Source organism: Phenylobacterium sp. RIFCSPHIGHO2_01_FULL_69_31 (assembly GCF_001824475.1).
Taxonomy (GTDB): domain Bacteria; phylum Pseudomonadota; class Alphaproteobacteria; order Caulobacterales; family Caulobacteraceae; genus Phenylobacterium.
Genome location: NZ_MHXN01000003.1, coordinates 266,154 through 282,550, shown reverse-complemented (window position 1 = coordinate 282,550; position 16,397 = coordinate 266,154). Strand labels below are relative to the sequence as shown.

The 16,397-nt window shown below is 70.9% G+C and carries 14 protein-coding genes; 8 read left to right on the top strand and 6 right to left on the bottom strand.

Annotated features, from left to right (window positions below; all coding sequences use genetic code 11):
- Positions 1–9 precede the first annotated feature (9 nt).
- Positions 10–1,260: an SGNH/GDSL hydrolase family protein gene (locus A2790_RS01560; RefSeq protein WP_293386952.1), complete on the bottom strand. Its 1,251-nt coding sequence runs from the start codon at positions 1,258–1,260 to the stop codon at positions 10–12.
- A gap of 112 nt (positions 1,261–1,372) precedes the next feature.
- On the opposite strand from A2790_RS01560, the gene A2790_RS01555 reads away from it, so the two are divergent.
- From A2790_RS01555 to A2790_RS01535, 5 genes are read left to right on the top strand one after another with little or no spacing between them, the layout of a single operon-like run.
- Complete coding sequence (locus A2790_RS01555; RefSeq protein WP_293386951.1) at positions 1,373–2,518, top strand: fumarylacetoacetate hydrolase family protein; 1,146 nt, start codon at positions 1,373–1,375, stop codon at positions 2,516–2,518.
- A complete protein-coding gene (locus A2790_RS01550; RefSeq protein ID WP_293386950.1) occupies positions 2,515–3,951 on the top strand; it encodes an aldehyde dehydrogenase family protein in 1,437 nt (478 codons plus the stop codon). Before A2790_RS01555 ends, A2790_RS01550 begins: the two co-directional genes overlap by 4 nt.
- Positions 3,942–4,718: an SDR family oxidoreductase gene (locus A2790_RS01545; RefSeq protein WP_293386949.1), complete on the top strand. Its 777-nt coding sequence runs from the start codon at positions 3,942–3,944 to the stop codon at positions 4,716–4,718. Before A2790_RS01550 ends, A2790_RS01545 begins: the two co-directional genes overlap by 10 nt.
- Complete coding sequence (locus A2790_RS01540; protein ID WP_293386948.1) at positions 4,715–5,590, top strand: SMP-30/gluconolactonase/LRE family protein; 876 nt, start codon at positions 4,715–4,717, stop codon at positions 5,588–5,590. Before A2790_RS01545 ends, A2790_RS01540 begins: the two co-directional genes overlap by 4 nt.
- Entirely contained in the window at positions 5,583–7,364 is a 1,782-nt protein-coding gene (locus A2790_RS01535; protein WP_293386947.1) for an IlvD/Edd family dehydratase, read from the top strand. The genes A2790_RS01540 and A2790_RS01535 overlap by 8 nt, the downstream gene beginning before the upstream one ends.
- Positions 7,365–7,373: 9 nt before the next feature.
- Here A2790_RS01535 and infA read toward each other — a convergent pair whose 3' ends face one another.
- Positions 7,374–7,649, bottom strand: a complete 276-nt coding sequence (gene infA / locus A2790_RS01530) for a translation initiation factor IF-1 (protein ID WP_068875580.1) — start codon at positions 7,647–7,649, stop codon at positions 7,374–7,376.
- A gap of 416 nt (positions 7,650–8,065) precedes the next feature.
- Here infA and A2790_RS01525 point away from each other — a divergent pair, with 416 nt between their 5' ends.
- Genes A2790_RS01525 through A2790_RS01515 form a run of 3 tightly spaced genes read left to right on the top strand, consistent with a single transcriptional unit; the run spans position 8,066 to position 12,385 of the window.
- Entirely contained in the window at positions 8,066–9,502 is a 1,437-nt protein-coding gene (locus A2790_RS01525; RefSeq protein WP_293386946.1) for a sugar porter family MFS transporter, read from the top strand.
- Positions 9,503–9,524: 22 nt separating this feature from the next.
- Positions 9,525–10,769, top strand: a complete 1,245-nt coding sequence (locus A2790_RS01520) for an MFS transporter (RefSeq protein ID WP_293386945.1) — start codon at positions 9,525–9,527, stop codon at positions 10,767–10,769.
- Entirely contained in the window at positions 10,766–12,385 is a 1,620-nt protein-coding gene (locus A2790_RS01515; RefSeq protein WP_293386944.1) for a glycoside hydrolase family 43 protein, read from the top strand. Before A2790_RS01520 ends, A2790_RS01515 begins: the two co-directional genes overlap by 4 nt.
- 1 nt (position 12,386) lies before the next feature.
- Here the strand turns inward: A2790_RS01515 and A2790_RS01510 are convergent, their stop codons facing one another.
- The 4 genes from A2790_RS01510 to A2790_RS01495 all read right to left on the bottom strand — a co-directional run bounded on the left by A2790_RS01510 (position 12,387) and on the right by A2790_RS01495 (position 16,371).
- A complete protein-coding gene (locus tag A2790_RS01510) occupies positions 12,387–13,082 on the bottom strand; it encodes an EF-hand domain-containing protein (RefSeq protein ID WP_293386943.1) in 696 nt (231 codons plus the stop codon).
- A 92-nt stretch (positions 13,083–13,174) separates the two neighbouring features.
- The gene (locus tag A2790_RS01505) at positions 13,175–13,750 is read right to left on the bottom strand and encodes an NAD(P)H-dependent oxidoreductase (protein WP_293386942.1); all 576 of its coding nucleotides are present in this window, start codon (positions 13,748–13,750) and stop codon (positions 13,175–13,177) included.
- Positions 13,751–13,830: 80 nt separating this feature from the next.
- Entirely contained in the window at positions 13,831–14,700 is an 870-nt protein-coding gene (locus tag A2790_RS01500; RefSeq protein ID WP_293386941.1) for an alpha/beta hydrolase, read from the bottom strand.
- A gap of 120 nt (positions 14,701–14,820) precedes the next feature.
- Positions 14,821–16,371: an ATP-binding protein gene (locus A2790_RS01495; protein WP_293386940.1), complete on the bottom strand. Its 1,551-nt coding sequence runs from the start codon at positions 16,369–16,371 to the stop codon at positions 14,821–14,823.
- Positions 16,372–16,397: the final 26 nt, after the last annotated feature.

Here is a 16,397-nt window from a genome sequence, read left to right as displayed (position 1 = left end):
CTTGCGGCCTCAGGGCTTGAACAGCGACAGGGGAACCGCCTCCGCCATCGCGCGGTAGCCCGCCATCGACGGGTGCAGGTGGTCGCCCGAATCCAGGTCGGCCCGCATCCGATCGGGTTGGGCCGGATCGCGCATCACCGCGTCGAAATCGATCACCGCGTCGAAGTTCCCCGGCGCGCGGATCCAGGCGTTCAAGGCCTGGCGGTCGGCCTCGTGCGCGGCGTCGGGCTTATAGAACGACCCCGCGAAGGGCAGGATGGTGGCCCCGATCGCCTTGATCCCGCGGGCCCGGGCGCGGGCGACCATTTGGCGGTAGACCCCGATCATGTCCGCGACGAGCCGGGCGTGCGCCTCAGGTGACATCGCCCCGGCCTGGGCGGCGGTGCCCAGGTCGTTGACCCCCTCCAGGACGATCACGTAGCGCACCCCGGTCTGGGCCAGGACGTCGCGCTCGAACCGCGCCAGGGCGTTGGGGCCGAGGCCGTCCAGCAGCAGGCGGTTGCCGCCGATGCCGTGGTTGAGGACCGATAGCCGCCGCAGCGACGGAACCTGCTGCAGCCGCTCGGCCAGCACGTCCGGCCAGCGCTCGTTGCGGTCGGGGCCCACGCCGTAGCCGTCGGTGATGGAGTCGCCGAACGCGACGATGGCGGCGCTGCGCGGCGCGGCCGGAACGTCGATCCCGGCGAGTTGATACCAGCGCACGACCTTCTCGGCCCCGGGCAGGTCGGCGTCCGCCACCCGCTGGCCGTGGAGGTGGAAGGTGGTGGTGCGCGAGCCCGGGTGGCCGGTCTGGACCGCCGGGGCGGCGGGGAGGTGGAAGCTGACCGCGACGCTGTCCAGCGCCCGGACGGCGAAGTCCACCGGGTCCGACAGATACTCGGCGCCCGCCGGCACGGTGATCTCCGCGCGGCCGTCGAAGGTGACCCGCCGGCCGCTGGCCGCGTCGATGGCGGCGGAGCCCGGCGCCCGGGGGCGCGCTACGTGGACCGCCGAGAAGCGCAGCGGCGCGGTCCCGAAGGCGTTGGACAGCCGGATGCGGATCTGCGGCCCGCCGGCGGTCACGCGCACGATCTGGCGCACGGTGGCGTCGGTGAGCGCGGCGTCGGGCAGGGTGTTGCGCGGCTCCGGGACCTGCTGCGACGAGGCCCAGGCGCCGACCCAGGCCGGCTCTCGCGCCTGCGCCGGCGCGCCCAGGGCCAGCATGAGCAGGCCGGCCGAGGCCAGGCGGCGCAGGTTCGAAAAGCGTGACGACGGGCGCATGGCGTTCTTCCTCTCCTCGGTATGGCGGCTCTTGGACGGCCGTCTGCGAAGGCTCACCTTGACAGGCCGGCCCTTGGATTGATAGCGCTACCAAAAATAGGGAGGTCTGACCATGGGCGACGCCGCATCGCGGCCGACGGCCTTCTTGCCCGAGGATTGGCAGGCCGCGACGCTCGTGGGCCGTATCGAGACCCCGGCCGGTCCGACGCCGGTCGTGGGCCGGGACGGGCGCCTGTTCGACGTCTCGGGGGCGGCCCCAACCGTGTCCGACCTCTTGAACTCCGACGCCGCCACGGCGCCCGGGCGGGACCTGGGTCCCATCGACGCCTTCGACTTCGCGGCCCAGCCGCTGCTGGCGCCGGTCGACCTGCAATGCGTGAAGGCGGCCGGCGTGACCTTCGCGGTCTCGGCGGTCGAGCGGGTGATCGAGGAGCGGGCCCGGGGCGATGCGGCGCGCGCCGAGGCCATTCGGGCGGACCTGCGCGATCGGGTCGGCGCCGACATCCGCTCGGTCACGCCCGGCTCGCCCGAGGCGGCGAAGCTGAAGGCCGCCCTGATCGCCGACGGGCTTTGGTCGCAGTACCTGGAAGTGGCCATCGGACCGGACGCGGAGATCTTCACCAAGGCGCCCGTGCTGTCGGCGGTGGGCCACGGCGCCCAGGTCGGCATCCGCTCGGACTCGGCCTGGAACAATCCCGAGCCGGAGGTGGTGCTGGTGTGCGACCGCGCCGGCCGGGCGGTGGGCGCCACCCTGGGCAACGACGTTAACTTGCGCGACTTCGAGGGCCGTTCGGCGCTGCTGCTGGGCAAGGCCAAGGACAACAACGCCTCGTGCGCCCTGGGCCCCTTCATCCGGCTCTTCGACGAGGGCTTCACCCTCGACGACGTGCGGCGCGCCCGGGTCGACCTGGTGATCGAGGGCCGCGACAACTACCGGCTCGAGGGCGTGAGCTCGATGGACCAGATCAGCCGCGATCCGCTGGAGCTGGTCCGCCAGGCGCTGTCCGAGCACCAGTACCCCGACGGCTTCGCCCTGTTCCTGGGCACGCTGTTCGCCCCGACCCAGGACCGCGACGTGGCGGGCCAAGGGTTCACCCACAAGGTCGGCGACGTGGTGCGGGTCTCCAGCCCCCGCCTCGGGACCCTTGAGAACGAGGTGACGACCTCGAAAGCCGCCGCGCCGTGGAGCTTCGGCGTCGGCGACCTGATGCGAAACCTGGCCGGACGCGGCCTCCTCCTGCCCCAGGCTGCGCAATGACCGAGACCTTACCCCAGTACATCGGCGGCGAGCGCGTGCGCGCGGCGGCGGCCGAGGACAGCACCAACCCCTCCAACACAGCCGACGTGGTGGCCCATGTTCCTCGCGGCGGCGAGGCCGAGGTGAACGCAGCCGTCGACGCGGCGCAGGCCGCGTTCCCGGCCTGGTCGGAAGCTTCGCCCGAGGTGCGCTCGGACCTGCTGGACAAGGTGGGCGACACCATCCTGGCCCGGCGCGAGGAGCTGGGCCGGCTGCTCTCGCGGGAGGAGGGCAAGACCCTGCCCGAGGGCATCGGCGAGACGGTCCGGGCGGGACGGATCTTCAAGTACTTCGCCGGCGAGGCGCTCCGCCGCCACGGCCAGAACCTGGACTCGGTGCGCCCGGGCGTGGAGATCCAGACCTACCGCCAGGCGGTCGGCGTGTTCGGGCTGATCACGCCGTGGAACTTCCCCATCGCCATCCCCGCCTGGAAGAGCGCGCCGGCCCTGGCGTTCGGCAACACCGTGGTGCTGAAGCCCGCGGGGCCGACGCCGGCCACCGCCGCCGCCCTGGCCGAGATCATCTGGGAGTGCGGCGCGCCGAAGGGCGTCTTCAACATGATCTTCGGGCCCGGGGCCATGGGCGCAAAGCTGGTCGACCATCCGGGCGTGGACGGCGTCTCGTTCACCGGCTCGCAGGGCGTGGGCGCCACGGTCGCCGAGGCCGCGGTGAAGCGCCAGGCCCGGGTGCAGCTGGAGATGGGCGGCAAGAACCCGCTGGTGATCCTGGACGACGCCGACCTGGACCGGGCGGTGATGGCGGCCCTGGACGGCTCGTTCTTCGCCACCGGCCAGCGCTGCACGGCCTCCAGCCGGATCATCGTCACCGACGCCATCCATGACCGCTTCGTCGCCGCCTTGGCCGAGAAGGTGGCGGCCTTGCGGGTCGGCGATGCGCTGGATCCCCAGACCCAGATGGGCCCCGCGGTCAGCGAGGCCCAGATGGAGACCAGCTACCGCTACATGGACATCGCCACGTCCGAGGGGGGCCGCATCGTCACCGGCGGCGGGCGGCTGAAGCTCGACACCCCCGGCTGGTATGTCCAGCCCACCCTGATCGCCGACACCGATCCCAGGATGCGGATCAACAACGAGGAGGTGTTCGGCCCGGTCGCCAGCACCGTCCGGGTGAAGGACTACGACGAGGCCCTGGCCGTGGCCAACGGCGGCGACTTCGGCCTGTCGGCCGGAATTGTGACCACCTCGCTGAAATACGCCCGCGACTTCCAGCGGCGGGTGCGGGCGGGGATGGTGATGGTCAACCTGCCCACCGCCGGCGTCGACTATCACGTCCCGTTCGGCGGTTCGAAGAAGTCCAGCTACGGCGCCCGGGAACAGGGCTTCTCGGCGGTCGAGTTCTACACCCAGACCAAGACGGCCTACTCATGGGCGTGACGGTGAAGGCAGACGCCCGACCGCGGGGCGCGCTCTATCCCAGCCTGGAGGGCAAGCGGGTGGTCGTCACCGGCGGCGGCTCCGGCATCGGGGCCGGGCTGGTCGAGGCCTTCGCAGGTCAGGGCGCCGAGGTGCACTTCGTCGACGTCCTGGAGGCGGAATCGAAGGCGCTTGTCGCGAGCCTCGGCGAGGCCAAGGTCGCGCCCAGGTTCCACGCGGTGGACCTGCGGGACGCCGACGCCATCGCGGCGTTCTTCCGCGCGATCGGGCCGGTGGACGTGCTGGTCAACAACGCCGGCAACGACGACCGCCACACCCTGGCCGAGGTGACGCCGGCCTATTTCGACGACCGGATCGCCGTGAACCTGCGCCACATGGTCTTCTGCGCCCAGGCGGTGGTGGAGGGGATGAAGGCCGCCGGCGGCGGGGCGATCATCAACTTCGGCTCCATCTCCTGGCATCTCGGCCTGCCGGACCTCGTCCTCTACGAGACCGCCAAGGCGGGGATCGAGGGCATGACCCGGGCCCTGGCCCGCGAGCTGGGACCGTTCGGGATCCGCGTCACCTGCATCGCACCCGGCAATGTGCGCACGCCGCGGCAGCTCAAGTGGTACACGCCCGAAGGCGAGGCCGAGATCGTCGCTCAGCAGTGCCTGAAGGGCCGGATCGAGCCCCGCGACGTGGCGGCCCTGGTGCTGTTCCTGGCCTCGGACGACGCGCGGTTCTGCACCGGCCACGAGTACTGGATCGACGCGGGCTGGCGATGAGCGCCGCCGCGCCCGTCTGCGTCCTGCGGTCCGCCTGCGAGCTGGGCGAGGGGCCGGTCTGGCGCGCTGCCGACAAGGCGGTCTGGTTCGTCGACATCAAGGGCCTGCGCATCCACCGCTACGAGCCCGAGAGCGGGGCGGCGTTCAGCTGGCAGGCGCCGGCGCAGCCCGGTTTCATCGCGCCGCTTCAGGGTAGCGGGTGGATCGCGGGGCTGAAGACCGGCCTGCACCGGTTCGACCCGGCCAGCGGCCGGTTCGACCTGATGGCCACGGTGGAGGATGCGAGCCTGGGCAATCGCCTGAACGACGGCTTCGTGGACGCCCGTGGCCGCCTCTGGTTCGGCTCCATGCACGACGGCGAGACGGACCTGACGGGCGCGCTCTATCGCCTGGACGACCGCGGCCTGCGCCGCATGGACGACGGCTACTGCATCACCAACGGCCCAGCGGTCAGTCCCGACGGCCGCACGCTCTACCACACCGACACCCTGAAGCGGGTGCTCTACGCCTTCGACCTGGCCCCGGACGGCGGCCTTTCGAACAAGCGGGTCTTCGCCCAGATCGAGGAGGGCGCCGGCTATCCCGACGGCCCTGCCGTGGACGCCGAGGGCTGCGTCTGGACCGGCCTCTTCGCCGGCTGGGGCGCTCGCCGCTATTCGCCGAAGGGCGAACAGATCGGCTTCGTCCGCCTGCCCGTGGCCAACGTCACTAAGATCGCTTTCGGCGGCCCGGACCTGAAGACCGTCTACGCCACCACCGCCTGGAAGGGCCTGTCGCCCGCCGAGCGCGAGGCCCAGCCCCTGGCGGGCGGCCTGTTCCGGTTCGACGTCGACACGCCGGGCCTGCCGCAGCACGATGTCCGACATGCCTGACCGCACCCCGGCCCGCCCCTTCCGCTCCCGGGACTGGTTCGCCGATCCCGCCCGCTCCGACATGACCGCCCTCTACCTGGAACGGTTCATGAACTACGGCGTGACCCCGGCCGAGCTGCAGGATGGCCGGCCGATCATCGGCATCGCCCAGACGGGCAGCGACCTTTCCCCCTGCAACCGCATCCACGTGGAGCTGGCGAAGCGGGTGCGCGACGGCATCCGGGACGCCGGCGGGATCCCGATGGAATTCCCGGTCCACCCCATCTTCGAGAACTGCCGCCGCCCCACCGCGGCGCTGGACCGCAACCTGGCCTATCTGGGGCTGGTCGAGACGCTCTACGGCTATCCGATCGACGCGGTGGTGCTGACCACCGGCTGCGACAAGACCACGCCCAGCGGGATCATGGCCGCCTCCACCGTCGATATCCCGGCCATCGTGCTGTCGGGCGGGCCGATGCTGGACGGCTGGCACGAGGGCGAGCTGGTCGGCTCCGGCACGGTGATCTGGCGCAGCCGCCGCAAGCTGGCCGCCGGCGAGATCGACGAGGCGGAGTTCCTGGCCCGCGCCACCGCCTCGGCGCCGTCCGCCGGCCACTGCAACACCATGGGCACGGCCTCGACCATGAACGCCGTGGCCGAAGCGTTGGGGCTGTCCCTGCCGGGCTGCGCGGCGATCCCGGCGCCCTACCGCGAGCGTGGCCAGATGGCCTACGAGACCGGGCGGCGGATCGTGGAGATGGCCTACGAGGACCTGCGCCCGTCGAAGATCCTGGACCGCGCCGCCTTCCTCAACGCCATCAAGACCGTCAGCGCCATCGGCGGCTCCTCGAACGCCCAGCCGCACATCGTGGCCATGGCCCGCCATGCGGGCGTCGAGCTGGCGCCCGACGACTGGAGCGTCCACGGCCTGGACATCCCCCTGCTGGTCAACATGCAGCCGGCCGGCAAGTACCTGGGCGAGCGCTTCCACCGCGCCGGCGGCGTGCCGGCCGTGCTGAGCGAGCTCCTGGCGGCGGGACAGATCGAGGGCGGCTGCCTGACCGTCACCGGCCGCACGCTCGCCGAGAACGTGGCGGGCCGCGTCTCGACCGACCGGGACGTGATCCTGCCCTACGACCAGCCGCTTCGCGAGCGCGCCGGCTTCGTGGTGCTGAAGGGCAACCTGTTCGACTTCGCGATCATGAAGACCTCGGTGATCTCCGAGGAGTTCCGCGCCCGCTACCTGTCCGAGCCGGGGCGGGAAGGGGTGTTCGAGGCCCGCGCGGTCGTGTTCGACGGCTCAGACGACTACCACCACCGCATCAACGATCCGGCGCTGGCCATCGACGAGCGCTCGATCCTGGTGATCCGGGGCTCCGGGCCGCTGGGTTGGCCGGGTTCGGCCGAGGTGGTGAACATGCAGCCGCCGGACGCCCTGATCCAGCGGGGGATCTCCAGCCTGCCGACCCTGGGCGATGGCCGCCAGTCGGGGACGTCGGACAGCCCGTCGATCCTGAACGCCTCGCCGGAGAGCGCGGCGGGCGGGGGCCTGGCCTGGCTGCGCACGGGCGATACGATCCGCATCGACCTGAACGCCGGGCGGTGCGATGCGCTGGTGGACGAGGGCGAGATCGAACGGCGCAAGGCCGAGGGGCCGCCGCCGGTCCCGGAGAGCCACACCCCGTGGGAGGAGCTCTATCGCGAGAAGACCGGCCAGCTTGCCGACGGCGCGGTGCTGGAGATGGCCGTCAAGTATCGTGGCGTCGCGGCGAAGACGCCGCGACACAACCACTGAGTCGGCCGACTAGCGCTTGCGGAACGGGCGCTTCGGCGGGCCGCCGCCGCCCACGCGGGGCGTCGCGTCGCGGTGACGGAAGATGATCCGGGCGCGGTCGAGGTCGTACGGGGTCATTTCCACCGTCACCCGGTCGCCGACCATGGAGCGGATCCGGTTCTTCTTCATCTTGCCGGCGGTATAGGCCAGCACCTCGTGATCGTTTTCCAGGCGCACGCGGAACCGGCCCTCGGGCAGCAGCTCGGCGATTTCGCCTTCGAATTCGATCAGTTCTTCCTTCGCCATGTAGTCTCCTTGGCATGTGAAAACGGGCCGGCGCTGGCCAGCCCGTCGTCGTCTTGGCAGCTCTGGCCCCGGAAAATCCGTCTCGCGACGCAGTGGGCGGCGGGATCGGATCCTCGAAGAGGTCGGACGCGGGAGTCCTTGCAAGGTCGCAAGATCAGCAGGGACTGCAGGCGAGCCAAAGCGATGTTTGACCTTGGCATAATGGGGTTTTTGGCGCTCCGACGCAAGGTGCGCGACGCCGCAACTGCGCGTGAGGCTGGAGCGCGAGCGAGGCGCGGGGCCGAGGTCATACCATTGGACTTGACCATGATAGCGCTATCATTAAGGGTGTCGGTTCGCCGAGGCGGCCCTTGAGAGCCGGCCGGCGGGTCGAGGAAAACGCAAGGCCGCACGGCCTGCCAGGGAAGGGTGATCCAGTGTCCGCCACGAGCAATCCGGCTGTCGCCGGAACCCCGGAAAGCGCCCGGGTGAACATGGCCTTCATCGCCGCCATCGTGGCCGTCGCCACCATCGGCGGCTTCATGTTCGGCTACGACAGCGGCGTCATCAACGGCACCCAGGAGGGGCTGGAGAAGACCTTCGCCCTCTCGAAGCTGGGCACCGGGTTCAACGTGGGCGCCATCCTGCTGGGCTGCGCGGTCGGCGCCTTCCTGGCCGGCCGGCTGGCGGACCTGATCGGTCGGCGCACGGTGATGATGATCGCCGCGGCCCTGTTCATCGTCAGCGCCCTGGGAACGGGCGCGGCGGACAGCTCGCTGGTCTTCGTCATCGCCCGCTTCATCGGCGGCATCGGCGTTGGCGCGGCCAGCGTCCTGTCACCGGTCTACATCTCGGAGGTGACGCCCGCCTCGATCCGCGGCCGGCTCTCCAGCGTCCAGCAGATCATGATCATCACGGGCCTCACCGGCGCGTTCGTGGCGAACTACGCCCTGGCGGCGACCGCCGGCGGCTCCACCGCCGAGTTCTGGCTGGGCTACCCCGCCTGGCGCTGGATGTTCTGGATGCAGGTGATCCCGGCGGGGATCTTCTTCGCCACCCTGATGCTGATCCCCGAAAGCCCGCGCTACCTCGTGGCCAAGGGCAGGGACAGCGCGGCCCTGGCGGTGCTCACCCGACTGTTCGGCGCCGCGGAGGGCGGGCGCAAGGTGGCCGAGATCCGCGACAGCCTGGCCGCCGACCACCACCGCCCGACCCTGCGCGACCTGGTCGACAAGACCACGGGCCGGATCCGGCCGATCGTCTGGACCGGCATCGGCCTGGCCGTGTTCCAGCAACTGGTGGGCATCAACATCGTCTTCTACTACGGCGCGGTCCTCTGGCAGTCGGTGGGCTTCAGCGAGGACGACGCGCTGAAGATCAACATCCTGTCGGGCTCGCTCTCGATCCTCGCCTGCCTCGCCACGGTGATGCTGATCGACCGTATCGGCCGCAAGCCGTTGCTGCTCATCGGCTCGGCTGGCATGGCCGCGACGCTGGCGGTCATGGCCTGGGCGTTCTCCACCGCCGCGATGGTCGACGGCGCCCTGCACCTGGCCGACGGCCCGGGCCTGGCCGCCCTGATCTCGGCGAACCTCTATGTGATCTTCTTCAACCTCAGCTGGGGCCCGGTGATGTGGGTGATGCTGGGCGAGATGTTCCCCAACCAGATCCGCGGCTCGGGCCTGGCCGTGGCCGGCTTCGCCCAGTGGACCGCCAACTTCGCGATCTCGGTCAGCTTCCCGGCCCTGGCGGCCTCGCTGGGCCTGGCCGCCACCTACAGCTTCTATGCGCTCAGCGCCCTCGTCTCGCTGTTCTTCGTCCGCGCCATGGTCACCGAGACCCGGGGCAAGGAGCTGGAGGACATGACGGGCTGACCGGCCGCCCGGCGTTCTTCCGATGAAGACCCTCCGCGCGCTCCGCTGGTGGATCATCGGCCTGGTGATGCTGGGCGCGATGCTGAACTACCTGACCCGCGCAGTCATGGGCGTGGCGGCGCCCACCATGCTGGCCGAGCTGCACATCACCGAGCAGCAGTACGGCTGGATCACCGCCGCCTTCCAGGCCGGGATCATCCTGCAGCCGGTAGTGGGCTACGTGCTCGACAGCGTGGGTCTCCGCTATGGCCTGGCGCTGTTCGCCGGAGCCTGGTCGGTGATCTCCATGGCGCACGGCTTCGCCAGCACCTGGCCGGTCTTCGCCGTCCTGCGCGGCCTGCTGGGCTTCGCCGAGGGCTCGGCCAATCCGGCCGGGATGAAGGTGGTCGCCACCTGGTTCCCGGCGCGCGAGCGCGGCTTTGCCGGTGGGTTCTACAACATCGGCGCCTCGCTGGGCTCGATGCTGGCCCCGCCGCTCGTGGCCTGGGCGATCCTGGCCTACGACTGGCGTGCGGCCTTCGTGATAACCGGCGCCATCGGCCTCGTCTGGGCGCTGGCGTGGCTGCGCTGGTTCCGGACGCCGGAGACGCACCCGGGCCTGTCGGCTGCCGAGCGCGAGCTGATCGAGGCCGGGCAGGAGAGGGACCTGGCCGCCGACGGCGCCCGGCCGTCGATCCCCGCCCTGCTGCGCCGCCGCGACTTCTGGGGCATCGCCATCCCCCGCCTGCTGGCCGACCCCACCTGGGGCACGCTGGCGTTCTGGATTCCGCTCTACCTGGTCCAGACCCGCGGCTTCGACCTGAAGCAGATCGCGCTCTTCGCCTGGCTGCCGTTCCTGGCCGCTGATCTGGGCTGCCTGTTCGGCCCGGCCGTGGTGCTGTTCCTCCAGCGGCGCGGCTTCAGCCTGATCAATGCCCGGCGCGGCGCCTTCACCCTGGGGGCGCTGATGATGACCGGCATGATGTTCGTCGGCCGGGTCGAAAGCCCCTATGCGGCCATCGCGCTGCTGTGCCTGGGCGGCTTCGCGCACCAGACCCTGTCGGTGACGGTGATCACCATGGCCTCCGACCTTTTCAAGCGCAGCGAGGTGGCCACCGTCGCCGGCCTGGCCGGCACGTGCGGGAACCTCGGCGTGCTGCTGTTCTCCCTGGCCATCGGCGGCCTCGTCGCCACCGTCGGCTACGACCCGTTCTTCGTGGCGCTGGGCCTGCTGGACCTGGCCGGCGCCGTGGTCCTGTGGACGCTGGTGAGGGACCGCCGGGCATGATCCGCAACCCGATCCTGCCGGGCTTCAATCCCGACCCGTCCATCGTCCGCGTGGGCGGGGACTACTACATCGCCACCTCGACCTTCGAGTGGTTCCCCGGCGTCCAGATCCACCACAGCCGCGACCTGGTGAACTGGCGTCTCGTCGCCCGGCCGCTGAACCGGCCCAGCCAGCTGGACATGCGCGGCGATCCGGATTCCGGCGGCGTCTGGGCCCCGTGCCTGACCCACGCCGACGGGCTGTTCCACCTGATCTACACGGACGTGAAGCGCTACGGCCGGACCACGGTGGGCGGCGCGTCCGGCGCCTCGCTGCGCGACTTCCACAACTACCTGGTGACCTCGCCGACAATCGACGGCCCGTGGTCCGATCCGGTGTATCTGAACGCCAGCGGCTTCGATCCCTCGCTGTTCCACGACGAGGATGGCCGCAAGTACCTGGTCAACATGCTCTGGGACCACCGGCCGGGCCGCAACCGGTTCGCCGGCATCGTCTGCCAGGAATATTCGCCGGCCGAGCGCCGGCTGGTCGGCGAGCGGCGGGTGATCTTCGAGGGCACGGAGCTTGGCCTCACCGAGGCGCCCCACCTCTACCGCCGCGACGGCTGGTATTACTTGCTCACGGCCGAGGGCGGCACCGGCTTCGGCCACGCCGCGACGCTGGCGCGCTCCCGCGACCTCTGGGGCCCTTACGACCTGCATCCCGACCGCCAGATCCTCACCAGCCGCGACCGCCCGGACGCGCCGCTGCAGCGCGCGGGCCACGCCGACCTGGTGGAGACGCCGGCTGGCGAGACCTATGCCGTCTACCTCTGCGGGCGTCCCCTCCCGAACCGCGGCCGCTGCGTCCTGGGGCGGGAGACCGCGATCCAGCGGATGGTCTGGGGCCAGGACGGCTGGCTGCGCACCCTGGACGGCCGCGGGACGCCGGAGCTGGAGGTCGAGGCGCCCGACCTGCCGCCGCACCCCTGGCCGGCGGCGCCCGAGCGCAGCGACTTCGATGAACCGGTCCTGCCCATCGACTTCCAGTGGCTGCGCACGCCCTATCCGGCCGAGATCTTCAGCCTCTCGGCGCGTCCCGGCTGGCTGCGCCTAATCGGCCGCGAGAGCCTGGGCAGCCTGTTCCGCCAAGCCCTGGTGGCCAGGCGCCAGCAGGCCTTCTGCTACACGGCGGCGACGCGGATGGACTTCGAGCCCTGCCACTTCCAGCAGGCGGCGGGCCTGGTCTGCTACTACAACGCCTCGAAGTTCCACTACCTGATGGTCACCCACGACGCGGCGCTGGGCCGCTGCGTGCAGGTGATGTCGGTCCTGCCGGACAGCCCCCAGGCCGACGCCTTCACCGCGCCTATCTCTATCGGGCCCGGGGTCGTGGAGCTCCGCGTGGACGTGGACTACGAGCGCCTGCGCTTCGCCTTCCGCCTGGCGGGGGAGGAGGGGTGGACCCGCCTGCCGCAGGTGTTCGACGCCTCCATCCTCTCGGACGAGGCCGCGGCCCCCGGTACCGCCAACTTCACCGGCGCCTTCGTGGGCGTCGCGTGCCAGGACACCTCGGGCAGCGCGCACCCCGCCGACTTGGATTGGTTCGACTATCGCGAGCGGCCGTACGCGCCGTGACCTACCGCTGGCGCTTGAGTACGCCGATGGCCGGCCGGCGCTCCATGCGGCCTTCCCCGTCGCCAGCCCGCATCGCCTGCACGGGCGTCGGACGCAGGTCGGCCGCCAGGATCGCGCCGTCCGCGTCCACGTCCAGCAGCGCGAAGCGCCGGTCGCTGGCCGCCCGCCATTCGGCGCGGCTGACGCCGAAGGAAAAGTCCGAATCGGCGCCGCGGATCGGGTGCGGCTCGTTGATCAGGCTGTAGGCGGCCGCGCCCTGTAGCCGGGTGTTGACGCCGCCGCCCCGTCTGCGGCCGCGCGGATCGGCCCCCGCCATGCCGACACCCACGCGGCTCATCTCGGGGATCAGTTCCTCCTCCCAGCGGGAGACCTCGGGCATGCTGATCTGGCCGTCGGCGTTGGCGTCCAGCGTCGTGAACCAGGCGTCGGCGTCGGCGCGGAATTCATCGCGGGTCAGGCGTCCGTCACGGTCGGCGTCGGCCTTGGCGAACCAGTCCGCGACCGGATAGGGCTGGCCGCCCGGCGCGCGGAAGGGCTGGCCCGCCGGGCTGATGAAGAGCTGGGCGCGGGGCGGCCGGGGACCCTCGCCGGGCTCGTCGTCGCCGAAGCCGGGCGGCGGGCCCTCGCGCGGTCCGCCGGCGCAGGCCGCGGTCAACAACGCCGCGCCGACGGCGCCCATCCAGGTCTTGATCCGCATGAATGTTCCCGACGTTCGATCCGTCCGCTCTCATCCCGCAAAGCGGCGGCGACATGTCGGACGCGCCACAATCGCGGGGTTTCGCGCCGCCGTCAGCCCCCTGGGCGCGCTTGTTGGAAACGGCCCACCCAGGCGGCCAGGGCGGCCACGTAGCGGGCCAGGTACTTGCGCGTGGCCTCGTCGGTCAGCCGGCCGTCGGCGTCGAACTTCTCGTGGGCGCGGAACACCAGGATCTCGGGCTGGGGCAGGCAGTAGGAGTTGGTGAATTCGAAGGCCTGGCGAAGCTGGCTCTGGCCCCGGGCGGTCCCGGTCTGGCCGGGCGAGGCCCCGATGATCCCCACCGGCTTGCCGCTCAGCGCTGCGTTCGAAGGCGGGCGCGAGGCCCAGTCCACGGCGTTCTTCATGACGCCGGGGACACCGTGGTTGTACTCGGGCGTCACGAACAGCACGCCGTCGGCCGCTCGGATCGCCGCCTTGAACGCCGCGACGCCGGCCGGATCGCCCGCCGCCTCGACGTCGCCGTTGTAGAGCGGCACGTCCGCGAGATCGAAGATCTCGATGGACACGCCGTCCGGGGCCACTTCGGCGGCGGCGGCGAGGAGCGCCCGGTTGAGCGAGCCGCGGCGCAGGCTGCCCGCCACGCCCAGGATGCGGATGGGATCGGTCATGAAGAGGTCCTAACACGCGATATGGCGCCGCCGTTGGGGGAAACGGCGGCGCCGGAACCAGTCTGCCTTCGGGGGAGGTATCAGGCGGGCTCGAGAGCCGCCGCAGACTGGGTCGCGTCCTTCAGTTCGCCCTTCAGCCACGCGAGCAGATCGTTGTTGATCAGGTCGGCGTGGGTGGTCGCCATGGCGTGGGGCAGGCCGGGATAGATCTTCAGCGTGCCCTTCTGGAGCAGCTTGATCCCCTTCAGCGCCGCGTCCTCGTAAGGAACGATCTGGTCGTCGTCGCCGTGCATCAGGAAGACCGGAATATCGATCTTCTTGAGGTCCTCGGTGAAATCGGTCTCCGAGAAGGCCTTGATGCAGTCGTAGTGCGCCTTCACACCGCCCATCATGCCCTGGAGCCACCACTTGTCGATCATGCCCTGGCTGACCTTCGCGCCCGGGCGGTTGAAGCCAAAGAACGGGCCGGTCGGGATGTCGATGTACATCTGGGCGCGGTCGGCGAGCAGGGCGCTGCGGAAGCCGTCGAACACCTCGATGGGCAGGCCCTCGGGGTTGCTGTCCTTTTTGACCATCACCGGCGGCACGGCGCCGATCAGGACGGCCTTGGCCGCGCGGTCGGTCCCGTGGCGGCCCAGATAGCGGGCGACCTCGCCGCCGCCGGTGGAGTGGCCGACGTGGATCGCGTCCTTCAGGTCCAGCGCGAGCACCAGCGCCCGCAGGTCGTCGGCGTAGGTGTCCATCTCGTTGCCGTCCCAGGTCTGGGTCGACCGGCCGTGGCCGCGGCGGTCGTGGGCGATGACGCGATAGCCGTTGCTGGCGAAGAACATCATCTGGGCGTCCCAGTCGTCCGCCGTGAGCGGCCAGCCATGGCTGAACACGATCGGCTGACCCGAGCCCCAGTCCTTGTAGAAGATTTCGACGCCGTCTTTCGTGGTGATGGTGGGCATGGGGGGCTCCTTTCCTGTGGGAGGACAGTGAGCGGCAGATTGCGCCCCAAGCGTGACGGTCTCAATTCAACCTGCGGTGCGCCGTCGCATACATTGGTATGACGCTGCCTAAGCGTGCGGTCAGACCTCGGCGGCGGGCAGGTTGAACGCGAAGCAGGCGCCGCGGCCATCCGCGTTGTTCTCGGCCCGGATCGCGCCGCCGTGGGTCTCGATGATCGACCGGCAGATGGGCAGGCCCATGCCCATCCCGTCGGCCTTGGTGGTGAAGAAGCTGTCGAACAGCCGCGGCAGGTCGTCCGGCCGGACCCCCGGCCCGGTATCCTCGATCTTGACCGACACCTTGCCCTCGGCGTCGAGGCCCGTGCGGAGGCGGATCTCCCGCGGCCCGTCGTCGGCGGCCATGGCCTGGATCGCATTGGCGATCAGGTTCACCACCACCTGCTGCAGCTGCGTCCGATCGGCCATGACGGAAGGCAGGTCGGGATCGAGGGCAAGCTCGATGCTGACGCCCTTGCCCTGGCTTTCGTGGTGCAGGAACAGCAGCGCCTCCTCGACCACGGCGTTGATCGACAGCGGCCGCGGCTCGGGCGCGCGGCGTACGGCCATGTCCCGCACCCGGGCGATGATCGCGGCCGCGCGCTGGGCGTCGGCCACGACCCGGGTGTTGATCCCGCGCAGCTCGTCCAGGTCGGGCTCGGGGCGGGAGAGCCAGCGCATGCCGGCCGACGCGTTGGTCGCAATGGCGGCCAGCGGCTGGTTCACCTCATGCGCGATGGAGGCGGTCAGTTCGCCCAGCATCGAGACGCGCGCAGCGTGGGCGAACTGGGCCTGGAGATCCTGGAGCTGGCGCTGGGCGCGGACCCGCTCGCCGATGTCGATGATGCCGATCAGCAGCTTGCCGTCGGCCACGGTCTCGGGCGGGAAGCAGGCGGTGAAGTGGGCGTCGAACTCGCGGCCGTCCAGGGTGCGCAGCCGGGTCTCGCGGGAGAAGCTGGGCCGGCCGGAGACGGCCGCCACCACGGAGTCTGCGTAGACGCCCGTGCTGGCCTCGGGCCAGAAGCGGTCGATCGTCGTCAAGAGGGCGGTGGCGTCGTCCACGCCGAACAGCTTCACCGACTGCTCGTTCACGGCCAGCACGCGGGTGACCCGCATCATCTCCCGCACGAACTCAGGATGCGCGGCGAAATGCGCCGCGTAGTCCGAGACGCCCGCCTTGCGGATCTCCCGCAGCATCTGGCCCACCGGGCGGAAGTCCAGTTCCCAGAACGAGGCGGCCATGGCCTGGAACAGGTTGCGGTAGCGATACTCGCTCTCGCGCAGAGCCCGTTCCGCCGCCCGCCGCTCGGTGATGCCGCGGGCGGTCTCGATGATCTCGGCCGGTTCGCCATCCGCTCCGCGCCGGACGATGCGGCGCACCTCCACGATCAGCTCGCGTCCGTCGGCGGCGCGGCGGGCAAGCTCGCCCTCCCAGCGGCCGTCCGCCAGCAGCGCCGGGTCGTCGCCCCCGGCTCCGAGCAGATCGGCGAGGGGGCGGCCCAGCGCCTGGCCGGCGTCCCACCCATAGAGTTCGGTCGAGCCGGCGTTCCAAGCGGTGATCCGGCCCGCCGCGTCGCAGACGACGATGCTCTCCTGGACGAGGTCGAAGAGATCGCCCCGCTCGGCCGGATCCATGCGCGCACCCCTTTGCCGGGCGACCT